This window comes from Plantactinospora sp. DSM 117369, from assembly GCF_053764795.1.
This window is the reverse complement of the sequence record NZ_CM132446.1, coordinates 3653571-3678694: the sequence shown is the minus strand read 5'-3', so window position 1 is coordinate 3678694 and position 25124 is coordinate 3653571. Positions and strand designations below refer to the sequence as shown.

Annotated in this window: 19 protein-coding genes; 11 read left to right on the top strand and 8 right to left on the bottom strand. The window is 69.9% G+C overall.

The genetic code is table 11. The annotated features are described in order from the left end of the window. Positions 1 to 13 precede the first annotated feature (13 nt). From ACSMXO_RS16025 to ACSMXO_RS15995, 7 genes are all read left to right on the top strand, one after another. Positions 14 to 976 carry a carbohydrate ABC transporter permease gene (locus tag ACSMXO_RS16025; protein WP_346256628.1) on the top strand — a complete coding sequence of 321 codons (963 nt, stop codon included), beginning with the start codon at positions 14 to 16 and terminating at the stop codon, positions 974 to 976. After that, the gene (locus ACSMXO_RS16020) at positions 973 to 2202 is read left to right on the top strand and encodes a hypothetical protein (protein ID WP_455418338.1); all 1230 of its coding nucleotides are present in this window, start codon (positions 973 to 975) and stop codon (positions 2200 to 2202) included. Before ACSMXO_RS16025 ends, ACSMXO_RS16020 begins: the two co-directional genes overlap by 4 nt. Positions 2203 to 2547: 345 nt before the next feature. Beyond that, entirely contained in the window at positions 2548 to 3549 is a 1002-nt protein-coding gene (locus tag ACSMXO_RS16015; protein ID WP_346256626.1) for a 2-dehydropantoate 2-reductase, read from the top strand. A 217-nt stretch (positions 3550 to 3766) separates the two neighbouring features. Beyond that, a complete protein-coding gene (locus ACSMXO_RS16010) occupies positions 3767 to 5308 on the top strand; it encodes an aldehyde dehydrogenase family protein (protein WP_455418337.1) in 1542 nt (513 codons plus the stop codon). Between the two features lie 4 nt (positions 5309 to 5312). Beyond that, a complete protein-coding gene (gene gcl / locus ACSMXO_RS16005; RefSeq protein WP_455418336.1) occupies positions 5313 to 7037 on the top strand; it encodes a glyoxylate carboligase in 1725 nt (574 codons plus the stop codon). A 323-nt stretch (positions 7038 to 7360) separates the two neighbouring features. Then, the gene (locus tag ACSMXO_RS16000; protein ID WP_346256623.1) at positions 7361 to 8122 is read left to right on the top strand and encodes a GntR family transcriptional regulator; all 762 of its coding nucleotides are present in this window, start codon (positions 7361 to 7363) and stop codon (positions 8120 to 8122) included. Between the two features lie 261 nt (positions 8123 to 8383). Continuing rightward, positions 8384 to 8803, top strand: coding sequence for a hypothetical protein (locus ACSMXO_RS15995; RefSeq protein ID WP_455418335.1), 420 nt, complete (start codon positions 8384 to 8386; stop codon positions 8801 to 8803). A gap of 284 nt (positions 8804 to 9087) precedes the next feature. On the opposite strand, the gene ACSMXO_RS15990 is transcribed toward ACSMXO_RS15995, so the two are convergent. Both ACSMXO_RS15990 and oxc read right to left on the bottom strand, forming a co-directional pair. Beyond that, positions 9088 to 10449: an NAD-dependent succinate-semialdehyde dehydrogenase gene (locus ACSMXO_RS15990; protein WP_455418334.1), complete on the bottom strand. Its 1362-nt coding sequence runs from the start codon at positions 10447 to 10449 to the stop codon at positions 9088 to 9090. A 395-nt stretch (positions 10450 to 10844) separates the two neighbouring features. Continuing rightward, positions 10845 to 12578, bottom strand: a complete 1734-nt coding sequence (oxc, locus tag ACSMXO_RS15985) for an oxalyl-CoA decarboxylase (protein ID WP_455418333.1) — start codon at positions 12576 to 12578, stop codon at positions 10845 to 10847. Positions 12579 to 13290: 712 nt separating this feature from the next. Between oxc and ACSMXO_RS15980 the strand changes: the two genes are divergently transcribed. After that, a complete protein-coding gene (locus ACSMXO_RS15980; protein ID WP_455418332.1) occupies positions 13291 to 13500 on the top strand; it encodes a hypothetical protein in 210 nt (69 codons plus the stop codon). A gap of 7 nt (positions 13501 to 13507) precedes the next feature. On the opposite strand, the gene ACSMXO_RS15975 is transcribed toward ACSMXO_RS15980, so the two are convergent. Beyond that, a complete protein-coding gene (locus tag ACSMXO_RS15975; protein WP_455418331.1) occupies positions 13508 to 14533 on the bottom strand; it encodes a TerC family protein in 1026 nt (341 codons plus the stop codon). 131 nt (positions 14534 to 14664) lie between these two features. Between ACSMXO_RS15975 and ACSMXO_RS15970 the strand changes: the two genes are divergently transcribed. After that, positions 14665 to 15633, top strand: a complete 969-nt coding sequence (locus ACSMXO_RS15970; RefSeq protein WP_455418330.1) for an RNA-guided endonuclease TnpB family protein — start codon at positions 14665 to 14667, stop codon at positions 15631 to 15633. Here ACSMXO_RS15970 and ACSMXO_RS15965 read toward each other — a convergent pair. The 4 genes from ACSMXO_RS15965 to frc form a co-directional block, all read right to left on the bottom strand. Continuing rightward, entirely contained in the window at positions 15630 to 16208 is a 579-nt protein-coding gene (locus ACSMXO_RS15965; protein WP_455418329.1) for a hypothetical protein, read from the bottom strand. The two genes, ACSMXO_RS15970 and ACSMXO_RS15965, sit on opposite strands and share 4 nt — an antisense overlap. A 45-nt stretch (positions 16209 to 16253) precedes the next feature. Beyond that, positions 16254 to 17807 carry an Nramp family divalent metal transporter gene (locus ACSMXO_RS15960; protein ID WP_455418328.1) on the bottom strand — a complete coding sequence of 518 codons (1554 nt, stop codon included), beginning with the start codon at positions 17805 to 17807 and terminating at the stop codon, positions 16254 to 16256. A 167-nt stretch (positions 17808 to 17974) separates the two neighbouring features. Beyond that, complete coding sequence (locus tag ACSMXO_RS15955; protein ID WP_455418327.1) at positions 17975 to 20125, bottom strand: acetate--CoA ligase family protein; 2151 nt, start codon at positions 20123 to 20125, stop codon at positions 17975 to 17977. Between the two features lie 126 nt (positions 20126 to 20251). Continuing rightward, complete coding sequence (gene frc / locus ACSMXO_RS15950) at positions 20252 to 21481, bottom strand: formyl-CoA transferase (RefSeq protein ID WP_346256614.1); 1230 nt, start codon at positions 21479 to 21481, stop codon at positions 20252 to 20254. Positions 21482 to 21875: 394 nt separating this feature from the next. On the opposite strand from frc, the gene sucC reads away from it, so the two are divergent. Beyond that, positions 21876 to 23054, top strand: coding sequence for an ADP-forming succinate--CoA ligase subunit beta (gene sucC, locus ACSMXO_RS15945; protein WP_346256613.1), 1179 nt, complete (start codon positions 21876 to 21878; stop codon positions 23052 to 23054). A gap of 5 nt (positions 23055 to 23059) precedes the next feature. Continuing rightward, positions 23060 to 23935: a succinate--CoA ligase subunit alpha gene (sucD, locus tag ACSMXO_RS15940; protein WP_455419249.1), complete on the top strand. Its 876-nt coding sequence runs from the start codon at positions 23060 to 23062 to the stop codon at positions 23933 to 23935. Positions 23936 to 24251: 316 nt separating this feature from the next. On the opposite strand, the gene fdhD is transcribed toward sucD, so the two are convergent. Next, the gene (gene fdhD / locus ACSMXO_RS15935) at positions 24252 to 25100 is read right to left on the bottom strand and encodes a formate dehydrogenase accessory sulfurtransferase FdhD (protein ID WP_346256611.1); all 849 of its coding nucleotides are present in this window, start codon (positions 25098 to 25100) and stop codon (positions 24252 to 24254) included. Between the last annotated feature and the right edge of the window lie 24 nt (positions 25101 to 25124).

The following is a 25124-nucleotide window of genomic DNA, read 5'->3' as shown; positions in this document are numbered from 1 at the left end:
CCAAGGAGCCGCCGTGACCGCCACCGTGCCGGACCCCCCGGTAGCACCGACCCGCACCTCCGGACCGGCCCGCCGGCCGGTGCTGGGGCGCCGGCTCTGGCTGGCCGTCTGCTATCTCATCCTGGTGCCCGGCGCGATCCTCTTCGTCGCGCCGTTCGCCTGGCTGGTCAGCGCCTCGTTCCAGCACGTCGGCGACATCTTCTCCTGGCCACCGCAGTGGATCCCGAAGGATCCGACCCTCGACGGCTACCGGGGCTTCTTCGGGATCGGCAAGGCCGGCGAGCTGGCCCAGGGCAGCGAGGGCGCCTGGCGCTGGTTCCTGAACAGCGCCTTCGTCGCCACCTCGGTGACGCTGCTGCAACTGTTCTTCAACTCGCTGGCCGCGTACACCTTCGCGAAGCGGAAGTTTCCCGGCCGGGACGCGATTTTCCTGCTCTTCCTGGCCACCATGATGGTGCCGCCACAGGTGACCCTGATCCCGAACTACCTGGTGCTCAAGCACGTGCCGTTCTTCGGCGGCAACGACGCGCTCGGCGCGGGCGGGCACGGCTGGCTCGACTCGTACTGGGGGCTGATCCTGCCCGGCGCGGTCAGCGCGTTCGGCATCTTCCTGCTCCGCCAGTACATGCTCGCCATCCCCGACGAGTTGCTGGACGCGGCCCGGATCGACGGTGCCGGCGAGTTCCGGGTCTTCTGGCGGGTGGTGCTGCCGCTCTGCGGTCCCGCCCTCGCCGCCACAGCGATCTTTACCTTCACCTATGCCTGGGAGGACTTCCTCTGGCCCCTGATCGTCATCTCCAGCTCGGACAAGTACACCGCTCCGCTGGGTTTGGCCCTGTTCGTGGTGAAGAATCGGACATCCTGGAACCTGCTGATGGCCGGCTCGGTCGTCGCCACCCTTCCCATGATCGTCACCTTCCTGGTGTTCCAACGCCGGTTCATCCAGGGCATATCGATGAGCGGACTAAAGGGATGACCGAAAACGACAACCGCCCGACCGGCGCGGCCCGGGCGCTGGTCGAGGAACTCCTGAACGACGGCGGCGGGGTGCTCCGGCTCGCACCCGCCTTCGTCGCCCGTGACCTGGTGCCGCCCGGCCGCCGGCTCGGCCTGGCCGAGGACGCCTACGACCTCGGTGACCGGGGCTTCGTCTGCGAGCGCTGGCTCGGCTCGACCACCCGGGCCGACAACCGGATCGGCCCGCCCGACGAGGGGCTCGGCCACGTCGTCGACCGGGACGGGCGGGCCCGGCTGACGCTGCGCGACGCGGTACGCGCCGACCCGGCCGCCATCATGGGCGCGGCGTACGCGGCGAGCCACCCGCAGGGGCTCGGCCGGCTCGCCAAGCTGCTCGACTACGGCGCGCGGATCCCGTACCACATCCATCCGCCGCAGCGCTTCGCCGAGCTGGTCGGGCGGCGGTCGAAGGACGAGGCCTACTACTTCCCCGCCGGGGTGGAGCCCGGCCCGCACCCGGAGACGTTCTTCGGGGTGCATCCGTGGATCGTCCGGGAACGGGCGTACGAGGTGCTGCTGCCGTACCTGGTCGACTGGGACAGCGACCTGATCCTCCGGCACGCCCGGGCCGACCTCCAGGTCCCCGACGACGGATTCGGCGTGCCGTCCGGCGTGCTGCACGCACCCGGCACCGCGCTGACCGTGGAGCTTCAGGAGGACTCCGACGTCTTCGCCATGTTCCAGGCGCTCAACGCCGGCCGGATCATCTCCAAGGAGCTGCTCTTCAAGGACGTCCGGCCAGAGGACCGGCAGGCGCACGGCGAGCGGTTCCCGCTCGGGTTCGTGGAGTGGGAGCTCAACGGTGATCCGTACTTCTACGAGAACAACCACCTGCCGCCGCGCCCGGTCGACCCGGACGGTGCGACGGACGGCGGCCGGGAGTGGTGGATCTTCTACAACACGCCGAAGTTCAGCGGAAAGAAGCTCGTGGTGCCGCCCGGCCGGACCCACCACTGCACGGAGCGCGGGGTGTACTCGATCCTCGTCTGGTCCGGCACCGGACGGTACTGCGGCCACGACGTACGAGGCGGCGACGCCGACCGCGACGAACTGCTCGTCTCGCACGACGTGGCGACCGCGCCGCATCCGGTGCAGAACACCGGCGAGCAGGACCTCGTGGTGTTCAAGTTCTTCGGCCCGGACGTCAACGACGCTCCGGTGATCCCCCGGACCACGGCGACCTGACACCGAGGAGCCGCGAGCGGCACCGGCTTCCGATCGGGGGGCTCATCCGGGCGGCGGCACCGGTGCCGGTGTGGCAGTCCCCCATCGCTGCGGCGGCGACCGTCACACCGCTGGCCGTCGCCTTCGTTCCGCATGCCCGGAACCCCGGCTACCGGTCGTGCTGAAGATCCGTATCCGCTGGTAGCCCCGTCGGTAAGGGTGCATCGAACCGACTCCGGGAACAGTCGAGGCTTGTCAGCCTCATGTGAAATTGCATACTGTAGTCAGCATAACGCATACGGGAAGGCACGCCGCTGCTGCGTCGCCTCGGCGCCGCGCGGACGTCGTACGAGAAGGGAGCAGCCCGTGCGAGTTGCAGTGCTCGGAGCCGGCGCCATCGGCGCGTACGTCGGTGCGTCCCTGTGCCGGGCCGGGGTGGATGTCCAGTTGATCGCCCGCGGCGCACACCTGGCCGCGCTGCGGGCACACGGAGTGCGGGTACTCAGTCCCCGGGGCGACTTCGCCGCGCACCCGCACGCCACCGACGACCCCCGGGAGGTCGGGCCGGTGGACTACGTGTTCCTCGGCCTCAAGGCGCATTCCTACGCCTCGGCGGGGCCACTGCTCGAACCGCTGCTCGGCCCGGAGACCGCCCTCATCGCCGGGCAGAACGGCATCCCGTGGTGGTATTTCCACAAGCTCCCGGGGCCGTACGAGGGCCAGCGGATCGAGGCGGTCGACCCGGGCGGGGCGACCTCGGCGGTGATGGCCCCGGAGCGGGCGATCGGCTGCGTGGTCTACCCGGCCACGGTGATCGAGTCACCCGGGGTGATCCGGCACCTGGAGGGGACCCGGTTCTCCATCGGGGAGCCGGACGGCACTATCTCGCAGCGCTGCCAGCGGTTCAGCGACGCGATGGTGGCCGGCGGACTGAAGTGTCCGGTCGAGCCACGGCTGCGGGACGACATCTGGATCAAGTTGATGGGTAACGTGTCGCTGAACCCGATCAGCGCCCTCACCAGGGCCACCATGGCGGAGATCTGCGAGAGCCCGGGCACCCGCCGGGTGGTCGAGCAGATGATGGCGGAGACGCTCGACATCGCCAGCCGGGTCGGCAGCACGCCGGAGATCTCGATCAGCAAGCGGGTCGAGGGGGCCCGGCGGGTCGGCCACCACAAGACCTCGATGTTGCAGGATCTTGAGGCGGGCAAGGAGATGGAGCTCGACGCCGTCGTCGCCGCCGTCGTGGAGATCGCCGACATCACCGGTGCGCCGGCACCCACGCTGCGCACCATCTACGCCGCGACCGAACTGCTGGCCAAGACCATGGCCCGGCCGGCGCCCACCCCCAGCATGACCGCGGCCTGACCGGTCGCCACCACCACCGGCGTACCGGCGAGGCGTCGGCGCAGGTATTGCACTCGGTCTGCCGACAGAATACTGTATGCAGACTTCCTAGCTGGTCCTTCCGGGCACCGGGATCCGGTGCCGGTCAGCCATCGACGGGACGCACCGGACCTATCGACCCCCGTCCCGGCCGGCGATCTCGCCAATCAACAGGACACCCGACGCCCTGGAGGCTCCCGTGACCCTGATCCGCAAGCCAGGTACCGACTGGGGTGAGGTCTTCGCCCGCTGCCGTGAGACCGCGCCGGAGGCCTTCGCCGAGGACCGCGTCCGCAACTACTGGGGCGGCCGGTGGCGCCCGGACGGCGACCCCGTCCCGGCCACCTCGCCGGTCGACGGCAGCTCGATCGCCGGCCCGCCCCGGCTGACCGCGGCCACCGCCACCGAGGCGGTCCGGGCCGCCGCCGACACCCACCGGAGCTGGTCGACCGTGCCGCTGGCCGAGCGCAAGGCCCGGGTCACCGCGACACTCGACGCCCTCGCGGCACACCGCGACCTACTGGCGCTGCTGCTGGTATGGGAGATCGGCAAGCCGTGGCGGTTGGCCACCACCGACGTCGACCGCTGCATCGAGGGCGTCCGCTGGTACGTCGAGGAGATCGACTCCATGCTCGCCGGCCGCTCCCCGCTGCCCGGCCCGATCAGCAACATCTCAAGCTGGAACTACCCGATGAGCGTCATCATGCACTCGGTGCTGGTGCAGGTGCTCGCCGGCAACGCGGTGCTGGCCAAGGCGCCGACCGACGGCGGGGTGAGCTGCCTGACCCTGGCCGTCGCCCTCGCCGCCCGGCACGACCTGCCGATCACCCTGGTCAGCGGCGGCGGTGCCGAACTCTCCCCGGTGCTGGTGGACTCCCCCGAGATCGCCTGCGTCTTCTTCGTCGGCGGCCGCTCCGCCGGCAGCCAGGTCGCCGCCGGCCTGCTCAACTCCAGCAAGCGGCACGTGCTGGAGCAGGAGGGGCTGAACTGCTGGGGCGTCTGGGAGTTCAGCGACTGGGACACCCTCGCGGCCAACGTCCGCAAGTCCTTCGAGTACGCCAAGCAGCGCTGCACCGCCTACCCCCGGTACGTCGTACAGCGGTCGCTGTTCGACCAGTTCCTGGCCGCGTACCTGCCGGCGGTCCGGGACGTCCGGTTCGGGCATCCGCTCGCCGTCGAGCCGGGACAGGACGGCTTTCCCGACCTCGACTTCGGTCCGCTGATCAAGGACACCAAGGCCAAGGAGCTGACCGACGCGATCGACGCGGCGATCGCCAAGGGCGGCGTACCGCTCTACCGCGGCTCGCTCGACGACGGACGGTTCCTGCCCGACCAGGACCGGTCGGCGTACCTGGCACCGGTGGCGATCCTGGCCCCGCCGCCCTCCTCCCCGCTGTTCCACGCCGAGCCGTTCGGACCGGTCGACACCATCGTGCTGGTCGACACCGAGGCCGAGCTGCTGGCCGGGATGAACGCCAGCAACGGCGCGCTGGTCGCCTCGTTGGCCTGCGACGACGAGGCGACCGCGCAGCGGCTCGGCGGCGAGTTGCGGGCCTTCAAGGTCGGCATCAACCGGCCCCGGTCCCGGGGCGACCGGCAGGAGGTCTTCGGCGGCCGAGGCGCCTCCTGGCGGGGCGACTTCGTCGGCGGCGCGCTGCTGGTGCACGCGGTGACCGAGGGCCCGCCCGGCGAACGCCGGTACGGCAACTTCCCGACCCACGCCCACTACCCGGAGGTCTGAACCCATGGCCAAGATTCCCTGCATGGAGGCGGTCGTCTCGGTGCTCGCCTCGGAGGGCGTGGACATCGCGTTCGGCTGCCCCGGCGCCGCGATCCTGCCGCTCTACGCGGCGCTGCGGCGCAGCGACATCCGGCACCTGATCGTCCGGCACGAGGAGGGTGCCACCCACATGGCCGACGGCTGGGCCCGGACCAACGGCCGGGTCGGCGTCGCGATCGGCACCTCCGGCCCGGCCGGTACCAACATGATCACCGGCCTCTACACCGCGCAGGCGGACTCCATCCCGATGGTCTGCATCACCGGCCAGGCGCCGACCGCCAAACTGCACCAGGAGGCGTTCCAGGCGGTCGACATCGTCGAGATCGCCAAGCCGGTGACGAAGTGGGCGGTGCAGGTCAAGGAGGCCGCCCAGGCGCCCTGGATCTTCCGGGAGGCGTTCCGGATCGCCCGCTCCGGGCGGCCCGGGCCGGTCCTGATCGACCTGCCGATCGACGTGCAGCGGCAGGAGATCGAGTGGGACGCCTCGATCGACGCCCCGCTGCCGGTACCCCGGGTCGAGCCGCACCTGCCCCGGGTCGAGCGGGCTCTGGACATGCTGCTCGCCGCCGAGCGGCCGCTGATCCTGGCCGGCGGCGGGGTGATCATCGGCGAGGCCACCGACCTGCTCCGCGAGGTCGCCGAGGCGCTGAACATCCCGGTCCAGGTCACCCTGATGGGCAAGGGCGCCATCCCGGAGGACCACGACCTCTTCGCCGGGATGACCGGCATCCAGACAACCCAGCGTTTCGGCAACGCGTCCTTCCTGGAGTCCGACCTGGTGCTCGCGCTCGGCGCCCGGTTCGGCGACCGGCACACCGGCGACCTGGAGACCTACCGGGGCGACCGGAAGTTCATCCACGTCGACATCGAGCCGACCCAGCTCGGCAAGGTGTTCGGCCCCGACCTCGGGATCGTCTCGGACACCGGGGCGTTCCTCGCCGCGCTGCTCGACGCCGTACGGCGCCGGGGCGTGCACCGGGACCGCGGCGAATGGGTCTCGCTGGTCCGCAAGCTGCGCGAGACGCTGCGCCGCCGGGACGACTTCGACGCCGTACCGGTGAAGGCGCCCCGGGTCTTCAAGGAGATCAACGAGTTCTTCGGCCCGGACACCTACTTCGTCACCGCGATCGGGCTCTACCAGATCTGGTCCGGACAGTTCCAGAAGGTCTTCAAGCCCCGGCACTACCAGGTCTGCGGTCAGGCCGGTCCGCTGGGTTGGGAAATCCCGGCGGCGATCGGGGTGAAATCCGCTAAACCCGACGCCGAGGTGGTCGGGGTGGTCGGCGACTACTCGTTCCAGTTCCTGGTCGAGGAACTCGCGGTCGCCGCGCAGTACAACATCCCGTTCGTACTGATCATGTTGAACAACGAGTATCTCGGGCTGATCCGGCAGGCGGAGATCGGCTACGAGATGAACTACGAGGTGGACATCCACTACGACGAGTACGGCACCGACAATGTGAAGGTGATGGAGGCGTACGGCTGCGCCGGCCGCCGGGTGCTGCGCCCCGACGAGATCGCCGACGCGCTCGCCTGGGCCAGCAAGGAGGCCCGGCGGACCAGCCGTCCGGTCCTGGTCGAGGTGATGATCGAACGGGAGGCGAACACCGCGCACGGGCTCTCCATCGCGCAGGTCAACGAATTCGAGCCGGTACCGGAGATCGAGTACCGGGACCCGGTCTCGGGCTGAACCGGCCCCAGGTGGGTCGCGACGGACAGTGCGAAAGGAGAACTCTTTCCACCTGTACGCGCGGCGCCTGCGCCCCGGCTTCCACCTGCGGCCACGGCGAACCGCGTGGAGAGGTTGACAACGGGTTCGGTGCACCGGAACAGCGGCGGGGTGGGCAGCCCGATCGCCCACCCCGCCGACACGACCGCGATCGGCGCCACACACGCGCCGATCGATGCTTTTCCGGTCACCGGCACGGCGACCGACGATTGCATCTAGACGACTGTATGCTATAGCCAACAACGGAACGCCCGATCGGTTTCTTTCGCAGCCGGAGGTAGTCCATGACCGAATGGGGAGGCTCGGCCTCGCCTGCCGGCGCCAATGGTGGTCGACGACGACTCACCGCGGCCCGCCGCGAGCCACGGGCCGCACGACAGCCCCTGGAGCGGCCCGCGCCGCTACGCCAGGCGGTCTACGACGTCATCGCCGAGATGATCATCAACCGCGAGCTGCGTCCCGGCGAGCATCTGGTCGAGAACGAGCTCGCGGCCCAGCTCGGCGTCAGCCGGCAGCCGGTACGGGAGGCGCTGCAACGGTTGCAGAGCGAGGGCTGGGTCGATCTGCGCCCGGCACTCGGCGCGTTCGTGCACGTGCCGACCGAGGAGGAGGCGGACCAACTCCTCGCCACCCGTACCCTGCTGGAGTCCGAGTCGGCCCGGCTGGCCGCCCGGCAGGCCACCCCGGAGCAGGTGGAACGGCTGCGCGAGCTGCAGAACGCCGGCGAGAAGGCGCTGCGCGACGACGACCAGGTGGAACTGGTCGACGCGAACGCGGCCCTGCACGCGTACGTCGTCGAGATGTCCGGCAACAAGGTCCTCGCCGAGCTGATCGCGATGGTCGACCGGCGGGTGCGGTGGTATTACGCCCCGATCGCCCGGTCCCGGGGTCGGGAGGCGTGGGACGAGCACGCGGAGCTGATCGAGGTGATCGCCAGCCGCAACGGCCGGCGGGCCGGTGAGCTGATGCGCCGGCACACCGAGCGGACCCGGGAGAGCTACCACCAGCGCCGCAAGGAGGCCGCCGAGCGGGAAGCCCTGGGCTGACCCGCTCCCCCGCGCACATCCGCGCCGCATGTCCCGTCAAGCAGGGCGGGACGTGCGGCGTTTCCACGGGTACGGGCGCGCACCGCTTCCGACCGGCGCACCGCGGCTGCGGTACGGTGGCGCTGCGGCTGGGCCTTGGCGGTGCCGCTCAGCCGACCCAGTACGGCCTCTGGGAGCTGCCTGGCCGGGGGGATGGGCCCCGGAACGGGTGGCTGCGCGATCAGGGTCTCGGCTACGCCTTGGGCGGTAAGGTCTGCGATCATGACCTTCTCCCGTGCGCGGACCAAGGCGATCACCTATACCTGCGTCTGGGGCGGATCGCTGGTTCTGGGGCTGATATTCACGATTCCTTACGCGCGAGCCCAGTCGTCGGGTATCCCGACGACAGCGAAGGTGGAGGAGTGCCGCCTCGTCGACGGCGCGGCTCCTGGAAACTCCGACCTGGTCTGCACCGGCTCCTGGGCAGTTGATGGTCGACAGCGTTCCGGGGAGGTCACCGGCCTGGGAGTGGTTAACCATGAGGGCAGCACCGTCCGCGCACGCGTGGTCGGTGACACGGCATATGTCGAAACCACGTGGGTCGGCCCGCTGGCTGCGCTCGCCCTGATTGGAGGGGGCCTGGGAATCGTCCTTCACCTGGGTCTCTGGTTCACCTTCCGGAAGCATGAGAGGGAATCGTGAACCAGGAGAAGCGAGGGCTCGGTGTAGTCGATGGGCGTGGATGCCGTGGTGGGTGGGGCATGGGGGGCGCACCGAGTGTCCGCTGTCTGTTGTCGGAGGTCGGGCATCTTATCCCGTCTGTGGCGAGACGCCGAATCCAGCAGATACGGCTGGAGTACTACGCCACGCCATGGGGTCCTATCCACGGATCCGGGTCGGAGAGGGTTGCACCCCGGGGCGCACCACGAGGGAAAGTCCCCCTCGAATACGGCCCCCGCGGGTGTCCAAGCTCGATCGACATCCCCTCACAGGCGGATGGATTTCTTGTTCATGAACTCCTCGATGCCGGCCGGGCCGAGTTCCCTGCCCATCCCGGAGCGCTTGATCCCGCCGAACGGCAGGTCGGCCTGCGACCCACCAGCGCTGTTCAGATACACCATGCCGGACTCGATCTGCCCGGCAACCCGGCGCAACCGGTGGGGATCCGTGCCCCATACGCTGGCGCCGAGCCCGAACGGCGAGTCGTTCGCGATCGCGACCGCTTCCTCCTCGGTCTCCGCGCGAAAGACCAGCACGACAGGGCCGAAGATCTCCTCGTAGTAGGCGTCCATCTCGGGGGTCACGTCCGTGAGCACGGTGGCCTCGAGATAGGCGCCGGGCCGGTCGATACGACGTCCACCGGTGCGTAGCGTCGCGCCCTGCCGGACCGCCTTCTCGATCTGACCGGCCACCTCGTCGGCCGCCGCGACCGACGCCAGCGGCGGCAACTTCGTCGCGGGATCGCCGGGGTCGCCTGGCACGAAAGTCTCGGCCACGTGCTTGGTCAGGCGGTCGACGAACTCCTCGTAGATGTCGGCGAGCACGATCATCCGCTTCGGCGAGTTGCACGACTGGCCGCAGTTGCGCATCCGGGCAGTCGCGGTGGCCTTCACCGTCTTGTCCATGTCGTCGGTGTCCAGCAGGATCAGCGGATCGGAACCGCCCAGTTCCAGGACGACCCTCTTCAGATTCTTCCCGGCCTCGGCGGCGACCGAGATGCCCGCCCGCTCGCTGCCGGTCAGGGAAACTCCCTGGATGCGGGGGTCCGCGAGCATCTGGGGAATCTGCGCGCTGGACGCGAAGATGTTCACATACACGTCGTCAGGCACCCCGGCGTCGTGCAGGATCCGCTCGATCGCGGCTGCCGACCGGGGGCAGATCGAGGCATGCTTCAGCAGGATCGTGTTGCCGAGGACCAGGTTCGGCGCCGCGAACCTGGCGATCTGGTAGCAGGGGAAGTTCCACGGCATGATGCCGAGCAGCGGCCCAATAGGGTTCTTGGTGATGACGGCCTTTCCGCCCCTGATCTCCAGCGGCTCGTCGGCCAGCAACGACGGACCGTTGTCCGCGTAGTACCTGAAGATGTCGACGACAACGCCGACCTCACCGCGGCCCTCGTTGATCCGCTTGCCCATCTCCAACGTCATCGTCGCCGCCAGCTCGTCGGCGCGCTCGGCGAACAGGTCCGCCGCGCGTGACACGATCTCGGCCCGCTCGGCGACCGGCCGACGCCGCCACGACACGTACCCGCGGTGGACGCGATCGATCGCCGCACGGACCTCTCCGTCGGTCGCGTTCTCGATCTCCTCGACCAGTTCACCTGTCGCTGGGTCGGTAACTGTGTACATAGAGATCCAAGCCTCCGTTCTCTAACCAACGCTGCGCCGGGCACTCCGTCATTGGTCTGCGCTATCCGGATCGATCAGGCCGAGTCCGGCGGCGGCGACCCGTCAGCCGCCCGGCGGATCCGCACGGGCAGTCGGCACTCCGGGCGGATCCGCCGGGCGGCCCGAGCACGATGCGGGGGACGTGTCGCGTACCACGGCGAGCACGCGGTCGCGCATCGACGGGCCGCCCACCCGCACCGCGGGTTTGTCGAAAGCGGCGGCTGGTGTTGCTCAGGATGCGTGGGCCGGCCGAGGCATCCGAGCGGGATGTTCGACGCCCTCCTCGCCGACCCGGGCGGTACCGCGCGGTGCCGCCATCGCTGCGCGCCTTGGGATCCGGGGGAAGCCGGTCGTCCTCACCGCTGCACGGTGATGCCCTTGGGGTTGAGGTGGGCGATGTTGCCGCTCTCGGTTCCGTCGGTGGGGTCGATGACGCAGTCGATGAGCGCCGGCTGGCGTTGTGCCAGGGCCTCGCGCAGCGCGGCGGTGACCTCCCCCGGCGTCGTCGCCCGATAGCCCTTGCCCCCGAATGCGGCGATCATGAGATCGTGCCGGGCCCTGAGGGCGGTCGGTGCCGGGTCCCCGGACGGTGACGCATCGTCACCGCGGTAGACGCCGCTGTTGTTCAGCACGACCGTGACGACGGGCAGACCGTAGCGGCAGATCGTCTCCAGCTCCATGCCGCTGAACCCGAACGCACTGTCGCCCTCGATGGCGACGACCGGGTCTCCGCTCTCGACCGCTGCGGCGATCGCGTACCCCATGCCGATGCCCATCACGCCCCAGGTGCCGCTGTCCAAGCGGTGTCGCGGCACCCGCATACCGATCGTGTTGCGCGCCAGGTCCAGCGCGTTCGCGCCCTCGTTGACGACATAGGTCTGCGGGTTTTCCCGCAGGACGTCGCGGATGGCCTGCAACGCGCCCAGGAACTTCATCGGGTGTGCGGTTTCGGCGGCCTTGAGGCGCTTGGCCATCTTGCCGACGTTCTCCGCGGAGCGGGCCGAGAGCTCGTCCCGCCACTGGGTCGGGACCGCGATCTGGCCGGGTGTGGTCCGGTCGATCAGGGCCTGCATCACCGAGCCGACGTCACCGACGAGCGGCGCCGCGATGGGTTGGTTGCTGTCCAACTCGGTGCTGGCGATGTCCACCTGGATGAACTTTGCGTCGGAGTTCCACTGCGGTGCGTCGCCGTGTCCGAGCAGCCAGTTCAGGCGCGCACCGACGAGCATCACGACGTCGGCCCGGCGCAGGGCCAGTGACCGGGTGCTGGCCACCGACTGCGGGTGGTCGTCGGGCAGCAGGCCCTTCGCCATCGACATGGGCAGGTAGGGCACACCGGTGAGCTCGACGAACTGTCGGATCTGATCGTCCGCCTGCGCGTACGCGGCGCCCTTGCCGAGCACGACGAGCGGCCGCTGGGCGCTGGCGAGCAGTTCGATCGCGCGGTCCAGGGCCGCGGGTTCGGGTACCTGACGCGGTGCCGGGTCGACGACCCGCCACAGTGACGCCGCGCCCAGATCCGCGTCGATGACCTCGCCGAGGACCGCAGCCGGGATGTCGAGGTAGACCCCTCCCGGCCGTCCGGACACGGCAGTGCGGATCGCGCGGGCCACGCCGCGGCCGATATCTTCCGCCCGGTGTACGCGGTATGCCGCTTTGGCAAACTGTCGAGCCGCCGCCAACTGGTCCATCTCCTCGTAGTCGCCCCGCTGCAGATCGACGAGGTGCCGCTCGCTGGACCCGGAGATCTGCACCATCGGGAAGCAGTTCACGGTGGCGTTGGCCAGGGCTACCAGCCCGTTGAGGAATCCCGGAGCGGAGACCGTGAGGCAGATTCCCGGCTTCTTCGTCAGGAACCCGGCCGCCGCCGCCGCGTGCCCGGCGGCGCTCTCGTGCCGGAAGCCGATGAAGCGGATGCCGGACGCCTGCGCCAGGCGGGCCAGGTCGGTAATCGGGATGCCGACGACGCCGTAGATGGCGTCGACCTCGTTCAGCTTGAGCGCATCGACGACCAGATGGATCCCGTCGGTGAGTTTCTGCGCACCTACGAGGTCGCCAGCGTCTGACTCCCGGAGGGAAGCGATGGTCATGATCAGAGTCCTCCATCATCGTCGTGCGACTTCTGCGTACAATATGTAGTTTTGCTATCGATCGTCGAGGTTGACGTGACCGGCGACGGCGACGACGGGCACTGCGCGCAAGCGCGCACGGGAAGCGACGTCCTCCCCCTCGCTGTCCCTAGAAGTGCATACCGTATGGGGTAGGCAATAATCGTGGACCATGTAACAGCGAGGTGTCTAGGGGTAGCAGGGACGTTTTCCGGGCAGCCTGGCCCGTACCGGCACCGAACTGGTGGTCGCGGGCCGGTCGGCGACGCGGTGGCTTTGGTCACTAGGCCGGTTTTTTGTATACCGAAGGCGGTATCCTGGGACCGTCGAACAAGGACCTGTCGCCGGACAGGACGAGCGCGAGGGTTTCTGGTGACGCGGCACCGGGTAGGTCCACACAGGAGCCGGCGTACCGTTACACCATGGTCCGGGCCGCGAGGCCGCGGCCCCGCACGGCCGCCGCGGGAGACCCCCGCCGGTCATCGATCCCGGCGACAGACATAGATCCGGCCGCCACGCGACGAGGCGTGACGGCGGAAGATCCGGCGACCCGGGGTGTGCCCGGCCCCACCAGGCACACCCGGGTGTCCTGCCGGACCACCGTCCCGGACGGTCTCAAGCCGTCCGGTCCGGTGCGCACGGTCCCGGGAAGCGTCGTTTCCCGGGAAGACCGACAAGCAGGAGTGATGTTGTCATGACCACCTGGCGAACGTTCTCACGTTCCCTGACCCGACTCTCCGACCGGCTGGCCCTGCCGACCGGGTTCCCGGCTGACGGTCGCTCCCTCGGGCTCGGCCTGGCGGCCGCGCTGGAGAACCAGCGTCGGGCCGCCCGGCCGAGCGACGAGGAGATCGAGCGCTTCCTCCGTGGCTCCGCCGCGGACGAAGACCTGATCAAGGTCTGACGACCGGTCAGACCGCATCCCGGTCCGCCGTCACGGTGTCGTGGGCACCGGGGGCCTCGGCCCCCGCCCCCTCCGTGGCGGCGGACGGCCGTTGCGCCTCGTCCCGCCGGGACTTCGCCAGGCTCGCCACGGTGGTGACCAGCAGCGTACCGATGATGACCCCGAGCGAGACGGCGATCGGCACCGACGGCGCCCAGGAGACCCCGTCGTGGTGCGCCGCCTCCAGCACGAGCTTGACGCCGATGAAGGCCAGGATGAACGCCAGGCCCTTGCTGAGGTACACCAGCCGGTCGAGCAGGCCGCCGAGCAGGAAGTAGAGCTGCCGCAGGCCCATCAGCGCGAACGTGTTCGCGGTGAAGACCAGGTACGGCTCCTGCGTCAGTCCGAAGATCGCCGGGATCGAGTCGAGCGCGAACAGCAGGTCGGTGGTGCCGATGGCGATCATGACGATCAACATCGGGGTCACCAACGTCCGGCCGTCCACCCGGACGAACACCGACGCGCCCCGGTACGACTCCGTGGTCGGCAGGATCCGCTTCGCGGTACGGAGGGCGAAGTTCTCGGAGAACTCGTCCTCCTGCTGCGGACCGACCAACTTGATCGCGGTGTAGATCAGGAACGCGCCGAACAGGTAGAAGAGCCAGTCGAACCGGGCGACCGCCTGGGCGCCCGCCGCGATGAAGACGCCCCGCATCAGCAGCGCCAGCACGATGCCGATCAGCAGTACCTTCTGCCGGTAGCGGACCGGCACCGCGAACCGGCTCATGATGATGATGAAGACGAACAGGTTGTCGACGCTGAGCGAGTACTCGGTGAGCCAGCCGGCGAAGAACTGGCCGCCGTAGCTGACCCCGGCCGTGGCCATCACGACGAACCCGAAGGCGACCGCGGCCAGTACGTAGAAGCTCACCCAGGCCACGCACTCCCGGAAGGCCGGCTCGCGCGGATTGCGAGCGACCAGGTAGAAGTCGAAGGCGATCATCGCCAGGAAGCCGACGATCGTCACGGCCCATACCCAGACCGGCAGGTTCATCACGAGCCGCCCGAGAATCCCCTGGCTTCGGCCACGGGGAAGAATGGGCGGTCGGGTGTGTTGTTGATTATCCGCATGGCGTCGGCTCCTCTGTGGGCAAGTTGTCGGATGCGGCTGGGATGCTGCTGGGTGTGGACGAAACGGTGCGGTACACCTACCGGTTGCGTCCCGGCGCGACCGCGCGGGCCGCGCTGTTGGCCGAGTGGGGGCGGTGTCGCTGGCTGTGGAACGAGGCCGTCCACCAACAGCGGACCGGCCATAGGCCAACCTTCTGCAAGCTGTCGAAGCTGCTGACCGAGACACGGGCCCGCTCGTCGTGGCTGCGCGACGGTTCCCAGGTCGCCGAGCAGCAGACGCTGCGTACCTACGCCCTGGCCCTTCAGCACTCCTTCAGCGTGAAGGGACGCGGCCGGCCGAGACCGAAGGGGCGTAAGGACTCCCGGCCCAGCCTCGAATACACGGTGCGTGGGTTCTCGATCCGTGACCGTCGGCTGCGGCTGCCCGGCGGCGTCACCATTCCGGTGGTCTGGTCCCGGGAGCTGCCGTCCGATCCGACCAGCGTCCGGATCTACCAGGACCCGCTTGGGCACTGGTACGCCTCCTTCGTCGTCCGCCGCGGGATCACACCCGCGCCTGGCGTCGAGGGGGCGATCGGTGTCGACTGGGGTGTCACGACGACCGCGACGACCACCGACCCCGCCTACGACCTGCCACACCACGGCCACCGCAAACGCTGCGCCGCCGAACTCGCCAAACTCCACCGCCGAATGGCCCGCCGTCGGCGCCCCAGGGGTGCCCCGCCGTCGAACGGCTACCTGCGCGCCAAACGCCAGGCGGCGAAGCTGGCGAAGAAGGCGGCCCGGCAGAACACCCACGACGCCAAGCACCGCCTCGGGCTGGATATCAGAGTCTTCCGGTGCCACGACTGCGGATACACCGCCTGCCGCGACCGGAACGCCGCGAGGACGATCCTCGCCACGGCAGAACGCGACCGTGCTGGCGCCGACGACGTAAGACATGCGATCACCTCCTTCCTTGGCGGTGCTCTCGTGCGGTCCGAGCCAGAAATCCCCCGGCTTCCAACCGTGGGGAAGCGTTAAAGCTCTCCCTTTGCTCGGAACAGGGTCGGTCGGCCGGTACCCCGGCCGGCGGCCCGGGCCCGCCTACGACTCTCCCGGGCCTTCCACTGCGCCTCGGCGTGCTGGAGGTAGAAGGCGTACAGCCGGTCGGCCGCCGGGTTGCGGTGCCGGACCCGGCGCAGCCAGCCCGGCGCGATCCGCTCGTGCAGCCAACTGAACCCGATCGCGAAGCCGAGACTGACGATCGCCTGGTAGGCGAGGAAGCCGAGCAGGTCGGGCGGCAGCGCCGGCCGGCCGACGACCATCAGGCCGACCAGCATCTCGTGGGCGACCCGGGCGACCGGGAACCCGATGAACCAGTAGAGCGCCGCCGGGGCGAAGACGCCCGGCGAGGCGACGCCGGCGCCCAGCAGCAGGCTGAAGCCGCCGCCGAGCAGTACCAGCGGCAGACCGAGCCCCACGCCGTGGGCCAGGGCCCAGTCGAACGGTTGGCCGGCGAGCAGGGCGAGCCCGACGGCCGCCACCCCGGCGGTCGCCCCGATGCCGGCTCCCGGCAGGGCGAGCTCACCGAGGTGGCGTACTTTATGGCCGGTCACGGCGTTCCCTCACTCCGCTTGATCATGACAACTCCTCCCGTCACCTCAGTCGATGACCACGCCGAACCGGACCAGGCTGTAGATCAACATGCCGAGGTAGAACACCGCGCCGAACCCGATCACCGCGTTCTGCACGATGCCCGGCCGGATCGGCTTGGGAAGCATCCGGTTGTTGACCAGCAGCAGCACGACGCAGTATGCGCCCATCGCGAAGGTGGAGAGGAAGGCCAGTACGTCGAGGATCGCGCCGGGGCCGTCCGCCGGACCGAAGTTCAGGATCAGGATGCCGAAGGCGATGACACCCCAGAGGAACCCGGCGTACAGCTTCGACATGCTGAACCGCTTGGCTCCGGGTACGAAGTGGTAGGTCATGTCCGCCTGGCCCCGGGAGAACGAGTCGAAGAGGCCGAGCGTGGCGTTGAGACCGATCAGCGCGATGAAGCCGAGGAAGACCCCGTGCAGCACCGGCGCGCCGGCCGAGGCGAACGCGTCGGCCATCGCGGTCAGCGCCGCCTCCCGCTCACCGTCGCGGATCACGTCCCCGACGCCCGGGTTCTCCCGGACGGCGGTCTGGGCCAGCACCGTGAACGAGATGGTGACCAGCATCGTGACGCCCCAGAAGAGCAGCAGGGCGTCGAAGGTGACCCAGCGCCGCCAGCCCTTCCACTTCTTCATCTCCTCCGGGCTGTCGGTGTCGAACATGAAGCCGCGGGACGGCATCTCCTCCTGCTCACCCGCATGCCGCAGGCCACGGATCTTCGGGATGTGCGCGCCCATGCCGGCACCGGAGTCCCGCAGGTGCAGCGTGTACCACATCTGCTGCATCCCGGACGGGCCGGCGAAGGCGATCGCACCGACGATCACCGGGAACCAGGCCGCCGACATCGCCTCGCTGGGCAGGTAGCCGAAGTGGAACATCCCGGCGAGGGTCGAGGTGACGTCGCTCCACTGCCCGACGATCGAGGCGACCACCGAGGTGCCGACCACCAGTACGCCGATCAGGATGCCGAGCAGGCTCTCCAGCAGCGGGTAGATCACCTTGGCCAGGCTGAACACCACCCCGACCAGGATCAGCCCGACACAGGCGCTGACCGTCCAGGGTATCCCGGTCACCTCCTCGAAGGCGGCGGCGCCGGTGGAGAGGTGTCCGGGCCAGATGTAGACCAGGATCGCCACGCTGAAGAAGAACCACATCAGTGGTTTGAAGACCCGGGCGGCCCCGAAGAAGATGCTCTCCCCGGTCGCCATCGCGTACCGGGCCATCTCCAGCATCACGAACGCCTGGAGCGTGACACCGATCAGGAAGAGCCACCGGATCTCCGGTCCGAAGATCAGGACCAGCCGGGGCCACATGTACGACTCGCCCATGCCCACGCCGAGAGCGACGAGGAACACGGTCGGGCCGAGCAGGTGGATCGAGGGCGGAGCCTTGGGCAGTTCCCGGATCGGCATCGGTTCGAGCCGTCCGGCCCGCCACACGCGTTGCTCGGTGGGCGGGGCCGGCGGGGTACCGCCGCGCTGCTCGGGCAACGCGGCGGTGCCGGCCGCCGGGGTGGTGCTCGTCGGCTGAGTTGGGTAAGGGCTGTTCGAAGCGTCCACGCTGGACCTCCTGGGGACTGTGACGTCGTACGGAGCCGGAGGACGGGCCGGTTCCGACGCTGGTGTCCGTTGACCCTTGGCCGCGGAGCGGGTCGCCGTGTCGCTTAGTGGCCCCTCCAACTGCCTGGTCGGGTGGAACTGTCGTGCATTGCTCAGCGGCCGTCCGGTCAGCCGCCCAGCAGACCGGCGGAACGTGCCCACCGGTACTTGGCGCCGAGCACCGCGACCGGCTTCTCCGTGGTGTACGGATAGGCGACGATCCCGTGCCGGTACAGGTGCTCGCTGGCCTCCTCGACCTCGACGTCCCCGGCGAGTGAGGCGACCACCGGCTTGTGGATGCCCTTGGCCCGGAACTCCTCGACCACGTCGACGACCAGCTCGGCGAAGACCATCGGCGGGGTGACGATGGTGTGCCAGTAGCCGAGGATCAGCGAGTGGATGCGGGGGTCGGACAGGCCGAGCGCGATGGTGTTGCGGTAGGTGGACGGCGGCTCGCCGCCGGTGATGTCCACCGGGTTGCCGGCCGCGCCGAACGGCGGGATGAACGCGCGGAACGCCTCGTCCAGGTCCGGCGGGATCTCCATCAGGGTGAGCTTGTTGTCCACGCAGGCGTCCGAGAGCAGTACCCCGGAGCCGCCGGCGCCGGTGATGATGACGACGTTCTCGCCCTGCGGGGTGGGCAGCAGCGGGATGCCGCGGGCGTACTCCAGCAGGTCGTTGAGGCCGGGGGCCCGGATCACGCCGTTGGAGCGCAGGATGTCGTCGTAGACCTTGTCGTTGCCGGCCAACGCCCCGGTGTGCGAGCTGGCCGCCTTGGCGCCCTGGTCGGTGCGGCCCGCCTTGAGCACCACCACCGGCTTGGTCTTGGAGACCCGGCGGGCGGTGTCGGCGAACGAGCGGCCGTCCTTGAGGTCCTCCAGGTGCATGGCGATGAGCTGGGTGTTCGGGTCACTCTCGAAGAACGTCAGCAGGTCGTCCTCGTCGATGTCGGCCTTGTTGCCCACCCCGACGATCGCGGAGACGCCCATCCGGGCAGCCCGGCTGAAGCCGAGGATCGCCATCCCGATGCCGCCGCTCTGCGAGGAGAGCGCCACCCCGCCCTTGACGTCGTACGGGGTGCAGAACGTCGCCGAGAGGTTCTCCGGGGTGTAGTAGTAGCCGTAGATGTTCGGCCCGAGGATGCGGACCCCGTATTCGCGGGCCACCTTGACCACCTCGGCCTGCAACTCGTGGTTGCCGGTCTCACCGAAGCCGGACGGGATCAGGATCGCCCCGGCCACCCCCTTGGCACCGACCTCGGCCAGCGCCTGCGGCACGAACTTGGCCGGGATGGCGAAGACCGCCACGTCGACCGGACCGGGCACGTCGGAGATGCTCTTGAACGCCTTGCGGTCCAGGATCTCGCTGGCCTTCGGGTTGATCGGGTAGATCTCGCCCTGGTAGCCGCCGTTGACCAGGTTCTTCATCACCGAGTTGCCGATCTTGCCGGCCTCGGCGGAGGCGCCGATCACCGCGACCGAGGCCGGCCGCATGATCCGGTTCATGCTGGCCAGGATCTCCTCGTCGGTGAATCGCTCCGGCTGGGTCGCGGCGGCCGGGTCGACCAGGATCCGCACGTCCACCGCGATCGCGCCGGCGGCGGTGGCCAGCACCGGGTTGAGGTCCACCTCGGCCAGCTCCGGGAAGTCGGTGACCAGGTTCGACAGCCGGACGATCAGGTCGGCCAGCACCTCCCGGTTGGCCGGCTCGGCACCGCGTACGCCGCGCAGGATCTCGGCCGCGGCGATCCCGTCGATCATCGACAGCGCGGTCGCGGTGTCGGTCGGGGCGAGCCGGAACTGGACGTCCTTGAGCACCTCGACCAGTACGCCGCCGAGCCCGAACGCCACCACCTTGCCGAAGGTCGGGTCGGTGACCGTACCGACGATGACCTCGTGGCCGGAGTCGAGCTGCTGCTGCACCTGCACCCCGACGATCTTGGCATCCGCCTTGTACGCCCGCGCGTTGCCGAGGATCGTGTCGTATCCAGCGGCCACCTCCTCGGCGGTGCGCAGCCCGACCAGCACGCCGCCGGCCTCGGTCTTGTGCAGGATGTCCGGCGAGACGATCTTGAGTACCACCGGCAGGCCGATCCGCTCGGCCAGCGCCACCGCCTCGTCGGCGCTGCCGGCCAGACCCTCACCCGGGGTGGCGATCCCGTACGCCTCGACCACCAACCGCCCCTCCGGAGCGGTCAGCGAACTCCGGCCCTCCGCAGCGGCCTGGTCCAGCACCCGCCGCACTGCCTCGCGGTCGTAGCTGCTGTCGTTGGATGGCATTACGTCGTCTCCTTCAGGAACGCCGGTGCCGGCGGGGCCGGCGGCCGGGGAACGTGCGGGTTCTGGTCGGACGGGACCGGTGGTGGCGGTGCGGTGCCGGACGCCGCCGGCGCGGCGCCCGGCCGCTCAGACGGCGCCGGCGGCACGCAGCTCGCCGACCTGCTCCTCGGTGTAGCCCAGCTCGCCGAGTACCTGGAGGGTGTGCTCACCGAGCAGCGGCGAGCGCTCCACCTCGACGTGCGAGTCGGAGAGCTTGATCGGGTTGCCGACGGTCTTGTACGCCCCCCGGGCGGGGTGCGCGACCTCGACCACCGAGCCGAGTTCGGCGAGGGTCTCGTCCTCGATCAGCTCCCTGGTCGACATGATCGGCCCGCACGGGATGTTGTACGCGTTGAGCTTCTCCATAACCTCCTGCTTGGTGTGCCGCTCGGTCCACTCCTCGATCAGCGCGAACGCCTTGTCGAGTTTGTTGAGGCGCACCTGCGGCGTGCTCCAGGCGGGGTCGTCGGCCAGTTCGGGCTTGCCGATCAGCTCGCAGATCGGCTTCCAGCCCACCGGCTGGATGATCACGTAGATGTAGTCGTTGGGCCCACCGGGCGCACACCGCACCGCCCAGCCGGGCTGTCCGCCGCCGGAGGCGTTGCCGGAGCGCGGCACCTCGTCGCCGAAGGTCTCGTTCGGGTACTCCCCCAGTGGGCCGTGCGCGAGCCGCTGCTGGTCGCGCAGCTTGACCCGGCAGAGGTTGAGCACCGCGTCCTGCATGGCGACCTGCACCCGCTGGCCCCGCCCGGTGCGGGTGCGCTGGTAGAGCGCGGCGAGGATGCCGGCGACCAGGTGGATGCCGGTGCCGGAGTCGCCGATCTGCGCTCCGGTGGCGGTCGGCGGCCCGTCCTCGAATCCGGTGGTGCTCATCGCCCCGCCCATCGCCTGGGCGATCACCTCGTACGCCTTGAAGTTGGCGTAGCGGCCCGGCCCGAAGCCCTTGATCGAGGCGTAGACCAGGCCAGGGTTGATCTCCTGTAGCCGCTCCCAGGGGAAGCCGAACCGCTCCACCACGCCGGGGCCGAAGTTCTCCACCAGGATGTCCACTCCGGACACCAGCCGGGTGAAGACCTCCTTGCCCTGCTCGTGCTTCATGTTCAGGGTGATGCTGCGCTTGTTGCCGTTCAGCATGGTGAAGTAGAGGCTGTCCACGTCCGGGATGTCGCGTAGCTGGGTCCGGGTGATGTCACCCTGGCCCGGTGCCTCCAACTTGATCACGTCCGCGCCCAGCCACGCCAGGATCTGCGTGGACGAGGGGCCGGACTGTACGTGCGTCATGTCGAGGACCCGTACGCCCTCCAGTGCCTTACCCATGCCAACCTCCTGTGCGCGCCCCGCCGTGCACTGCCTGCCGTGGAGCTGAACCTCGGTTGCCCTGCCGTTCGCGGTTGCCGTGGACCGGTTGCCCGGTCCGCCCCCACCTCGGGATTGCATACCGTATGGGGTAGGCAATATCGTGGCGCATGTAACAGCGGAGTGTCTAGGGGGTAGCGGGACGTTTTCCGCCGAAGCCAGCGAGGCCAGGCGGTACGGTCCCCGCTCGTCGACCCGGGCCAGAGCCCGGTTCCGCTGCCCAGCACCCCATCGCCGGTCCGATCTCCACGTCCGGTCCGATCGCCACTCCCCTGTCTCTCCGCCCGCCCGTCCGGGAACGGCCCACGCATCGGGCGGAGGCAACCCACCGAAGGTCGAGAAGAAGGGAGGCCCGGTGGACCTGTTGGAGCACCAGGCACAGGAACTCTTCGCCAAGCACGGCGTACCGGTCAGCCGCAACCGCGTCGCCAGTACGCCCGACGAGGCCCACGCGGCCGCCGCCGAGATCGGCGGACGCGTGGTGGTCAAGGCCCAGGTCAAGACCGGCGGCCGGGGCAAGGCCGGCGGGGTCAAACTGGCCGACGGACCGGACGCCGCCCGGGACGTCGCCACCAAGATCCTCGGCATGGACATCAAGGGCCACACCGTGCACCGGGTGCTGGTCACCGAGGCCAGCGACATCGCCGACGAGTACTACGTGTCGTTCCTGCTCGACCGCTCCAACCGGTCGTTCCTGGCCCTCGTCTCCGCGCAGGGCGGCGTCGAGATCGAGCAGGTGGCGGCCGAGAACCCGGAGGCGCTGGCCCGGACCTGGGTGGACCCGGCCGGCGGCTTCGACCTGGACAGCGCGCGCCGGCTGGCCGCCGCCGCCGGCCTGCCCGACGAGGTACGCGAGGACGTGGCCCGGGTGCTCGTCCGGCTCTGGAACGTGTTCCGGTCCGAGGACGCCACCCTGGTCGAGATCAACCCGCTGGCCCGGCTGGCCGACGGCAGCGTACGGGCCCTGGACGGCAAGGTGACGCTGGACGACAACGCCCGGTTCCGCCAGCCGGGGCACCCGCAGTACGTCGACGTCAGCGCCACCGACCCGCTGGAGGTCAGGGCGGCCGAGAAGGACCTCAACTACGTCAAGCTGGACGGCTCGGTCGGAGTGATCGGAAACGGCGCCGGTCTGGTGATGAGCACCCTCGACGTGGTCGCCTACGCCGGCGAGCAGTACGGCGGGGTCAAGCCGGCCAACTTCCTCGACATCGGCGGCGGCGCCTCCGCCGAGGTGATGGCGAACGGACTGGAGATCATCCTCGGCGACCCCGACGTACGCAGCGTCTTCGTCAACGTCTTCGGCGGGATCACCGCCTGCGACGCGGTCGCCGACGGCATCGTCGCGGCGGTCGGGCTGCTCACCGCCCGGGGCGAGACGATCACCAAACCGCTGGTTGTCCGGCTCGACGGCAACAACGCCGCGCAGGGGCGGCGGATCCTCACCGAGGCGGCGCTTCCGGGCGTACGGCTGGTGGACACGATGGACGGTGCGGCGCGGCTCGCCGCCGAACTCGCCGGCAAGGGGGCGTGACAGCCATGGCAATCTTCCTCACCGAGAAGAGCAGGGTGCTGGTCCAGGGCATCACCGGCACCGAGGGCACCAGACACACCCGCCGGATGGTCGCCGCCGGCACCAACATCGTCGCCGGGGTGACCCCGGGCAAGGGCGGCCGGGACGTCGACGGCATCCCGGTCTTCGACACCTGCGCCGAGGCGGTCAAGGCGACCGGTGCGGACGTGACGGTGGTCTTCGTACCGCCCCGGTTCGCCAAGGCGGCCGTGGTGGAGGCGGTCGACGCCGGGCTCGGCCTGGCCGTGGTGCTCACCGAGGGCATCCCGGTGCACGACACCGCCGAGTTCTGGGCGTATGCCCGGGCCACCGGCAACCGGACCCGGATCATCGGGCCGAACTGCCCCGGACTGATCAGTCCCGGTCAGTCCAACGCCGGCATCATCCCGGCCGACATCACCAAGCGGGGCCGGATCGGCCTGGTCAGCAAGTCCGGCACCCTGACCTACCAGATGATGTACGAGCTGCGCGACTTCGGCTTCTCCACCTGCGTCGGCATCGGCGGCGACCCGATCGTCGGCACCACGCACATCGACTGCCTCCAGGCGTTCGAGGACGATCCCGAGACCGAGGCGATCGTGATGATCGGCGAGATTGGCGGGGACGCGGAGGAGCGTGCGGCGGCGTACATCGCCGCGCACGTCAGCAAGCCGGTGGTGGGCTACGTCGCCGGTTTCACCGCCCCGGAGGGCAAGACGATGGGGCACGCCGGGGCGATCGTCTCCGGCTCGTCCGGCACGGCGCTGGCCAAGCAGGAGGCGCTGGAGGCGGTCGGGGTCAGGGTCGGCCGGACGCCGTCCGAGACCGCCGCACTGATGCGCGAGACGTTGCTGGCGCGCTGATCCGCGAGGCGTTACCGCTGCGCCGAGCCGCGAGGCGTTATTGATGCGCCGACCGTCGGCGGAGAGGCCGGGTGCCGGGTCGGACGGACGCGACCGGCACCCGGCGACCGCCGTACCCGAAGGTCGGCGCCGGTCCGGGCGGAGTCCGACACCTCCGCCCGGACCTCTCGCACGTCCCGGCCCTGGTTTCCGCTGCCGGCGGCGGCTCGGGTGTTCGCCCGCGCTCGGTTGCCGAGTCGGAGGCACCGGCCCCGGCTGGCGGCCGCGGGCACGACGAAGCCGCCGCGGCCGGACGGTCGCGGCGGGCTGATCGGGGTCAGGCCGACAGGGTGGTCGGAGCCCGCCGGGTCAGCCGGTGCGCTCCGGCGTAGACGTTCATCGAGCTGCCGCGGAGGAAACCGACCAGGGTGAGCCCGGCATCGGAGGCCAGGTCGGCGGCGAGCGAGGAGGGCGCGGAGACCGCGGCCAGCGCCGGGATGCCGGCCATCACCGCCTTCTGCACCAGCTCGAACGAGGCCCGCCCGCTGACCATCAGCACGGTGCCGCGCAGCGGCACCCGGCCGTTGCGCAGCGCCCAGCCGACGACCTTGTCCACCGCGTTGTGCCGGCCGACGTCCTCACGCAGGCAGTGCAGCCGCCCGTCGGCGGAGAAGAGCGCCGCCGCGTGCAGCCCGCCGGTGCGGTCGAAGACCCGCTGCGCGGCCCGCAGGGTGTCCGGCAGCGTGCTGACCACCTCGGGGTCGAGCCGCATCGGATCGTCGGCCACCGACCAGGCCGCGATGGTACGCACCGCGTCCAGGCTGGCCTTGCCGCAGAGTCCGCAGGACGAGGTGGTGTAGAAGTTGCGCTCCAGCGACGGGTCCGGTGGCGCCACCCCGGCCGCCAGTACCACGTCGACCACGTTGTAGGTGTTGACCCCGTCGGCGGTGGCGCCCGCGCAGTAGCGGATCCCGGCGATCTCACCGGCGGCGCGTACCACGCCCTCGCTGACCAGGAAGCCGGCCGCCAGGTCGAAGTCGTCGCCCGGGGTCCGCATCGTCACCACCAGGGACCGCCCGTTCACCCTGATCTCCAGCGGCTCCTCGGCCGCCAGCGTGTCCACCGGCTCGCTGACCACACCGTCGACGATCCGGACCAGCCGACGTCGACTCGTCACCCGTCCCATTCCGCCCCACCCCGATCCTCGCTC

Excerpts from the sequence above, each read along its gene's own strand:
- ACSMXO_RS15955 (WP_455418327.1), bottom strand. The coding sequence starts at position 20,125 with ATGCCATCCAACGACAGCAGCTACGACCGCGAGGCAGTGCGGCGGGTG.
- sucD (WP_455419249.1), top strand. The coding sequence starts at position 23,060 with ATGGCAATCTTCCTCACCGAGAAGAGCAGGGTGCTGGTCCAGGGCATC.
- ACSMXO_RS15995 (WP_455418335.1), top strand. The coding sequence starts at position 8,384 with ATGACCTTCTCCCGTGCGCGGACCAAGGCGATCACCTATACCTGCGTC.
- ACSMXO_RS15980 (WP_455418332.1), top strand. The coding sequence starts at position 13,291 with ATGACCACCTGGCGAACGTTCTCACGTTCCCTGACCCGACTCTCCGAC.
- frc (WP_346256614.1), bottom strand. The coding sequence starts at position 21,481 with ATGGGTAAGGCACTGGAGGGCGTACGGGTCCTCGACATGACGCACGTA.
- ACSMXO_RS16020 (WP_455418338.1), top strand. The coding sequence starts at position 973 with ATGACCGAAAACGACAACCGCCCGACCGGCGCGGCCCGGGCGCTGGTC.
- fdhD (WP_346256611.1), bottom strand. The coding sequence starts at position 25,100 with ATGGGACGGGTGACGAGTCGACGTCGGCTGGTCCGGATCGTCGACGGT.
- ACSMXO_RS16000 (WP_346256623.1), top strand. The coding sequence starts at position 7,361 with ATGACCGAATGGGGAGGCTCGGCCTCGCCTGCCGGCGCCAATGGTGGT.
- oxc (WP_455418333.1), bottom strand. The coding sequence starts at position 12,578 with ATGACCATCGCTTCCCTCCGGGAGTCAGACGCTGGCGACCTCGTAGGT.
- gcl (WP_455418336.1), top strand. The coding sequence starts at position 5,313 with ATGGCCAAGATTCCCTGCATGGAGGCGGTCGTCTCGGTGCTCGCCTCG.
- ACSMXO_RS15975 (WP_455418331.1), bottom strand. The coding sequence starts at position 14,533 with ATGAACCTGCCGGTCTGGGTATGGGCCGTGACGATCGTCGGCTTCCTG.
- ACSMXO_RS15990 (WP_455418334.1), bottom strand. The coding sequence starts at position 10,449 with ATGTACACAGTTACCGACCCAGCGACAGGTGAACTGGTCGAGGAGATC.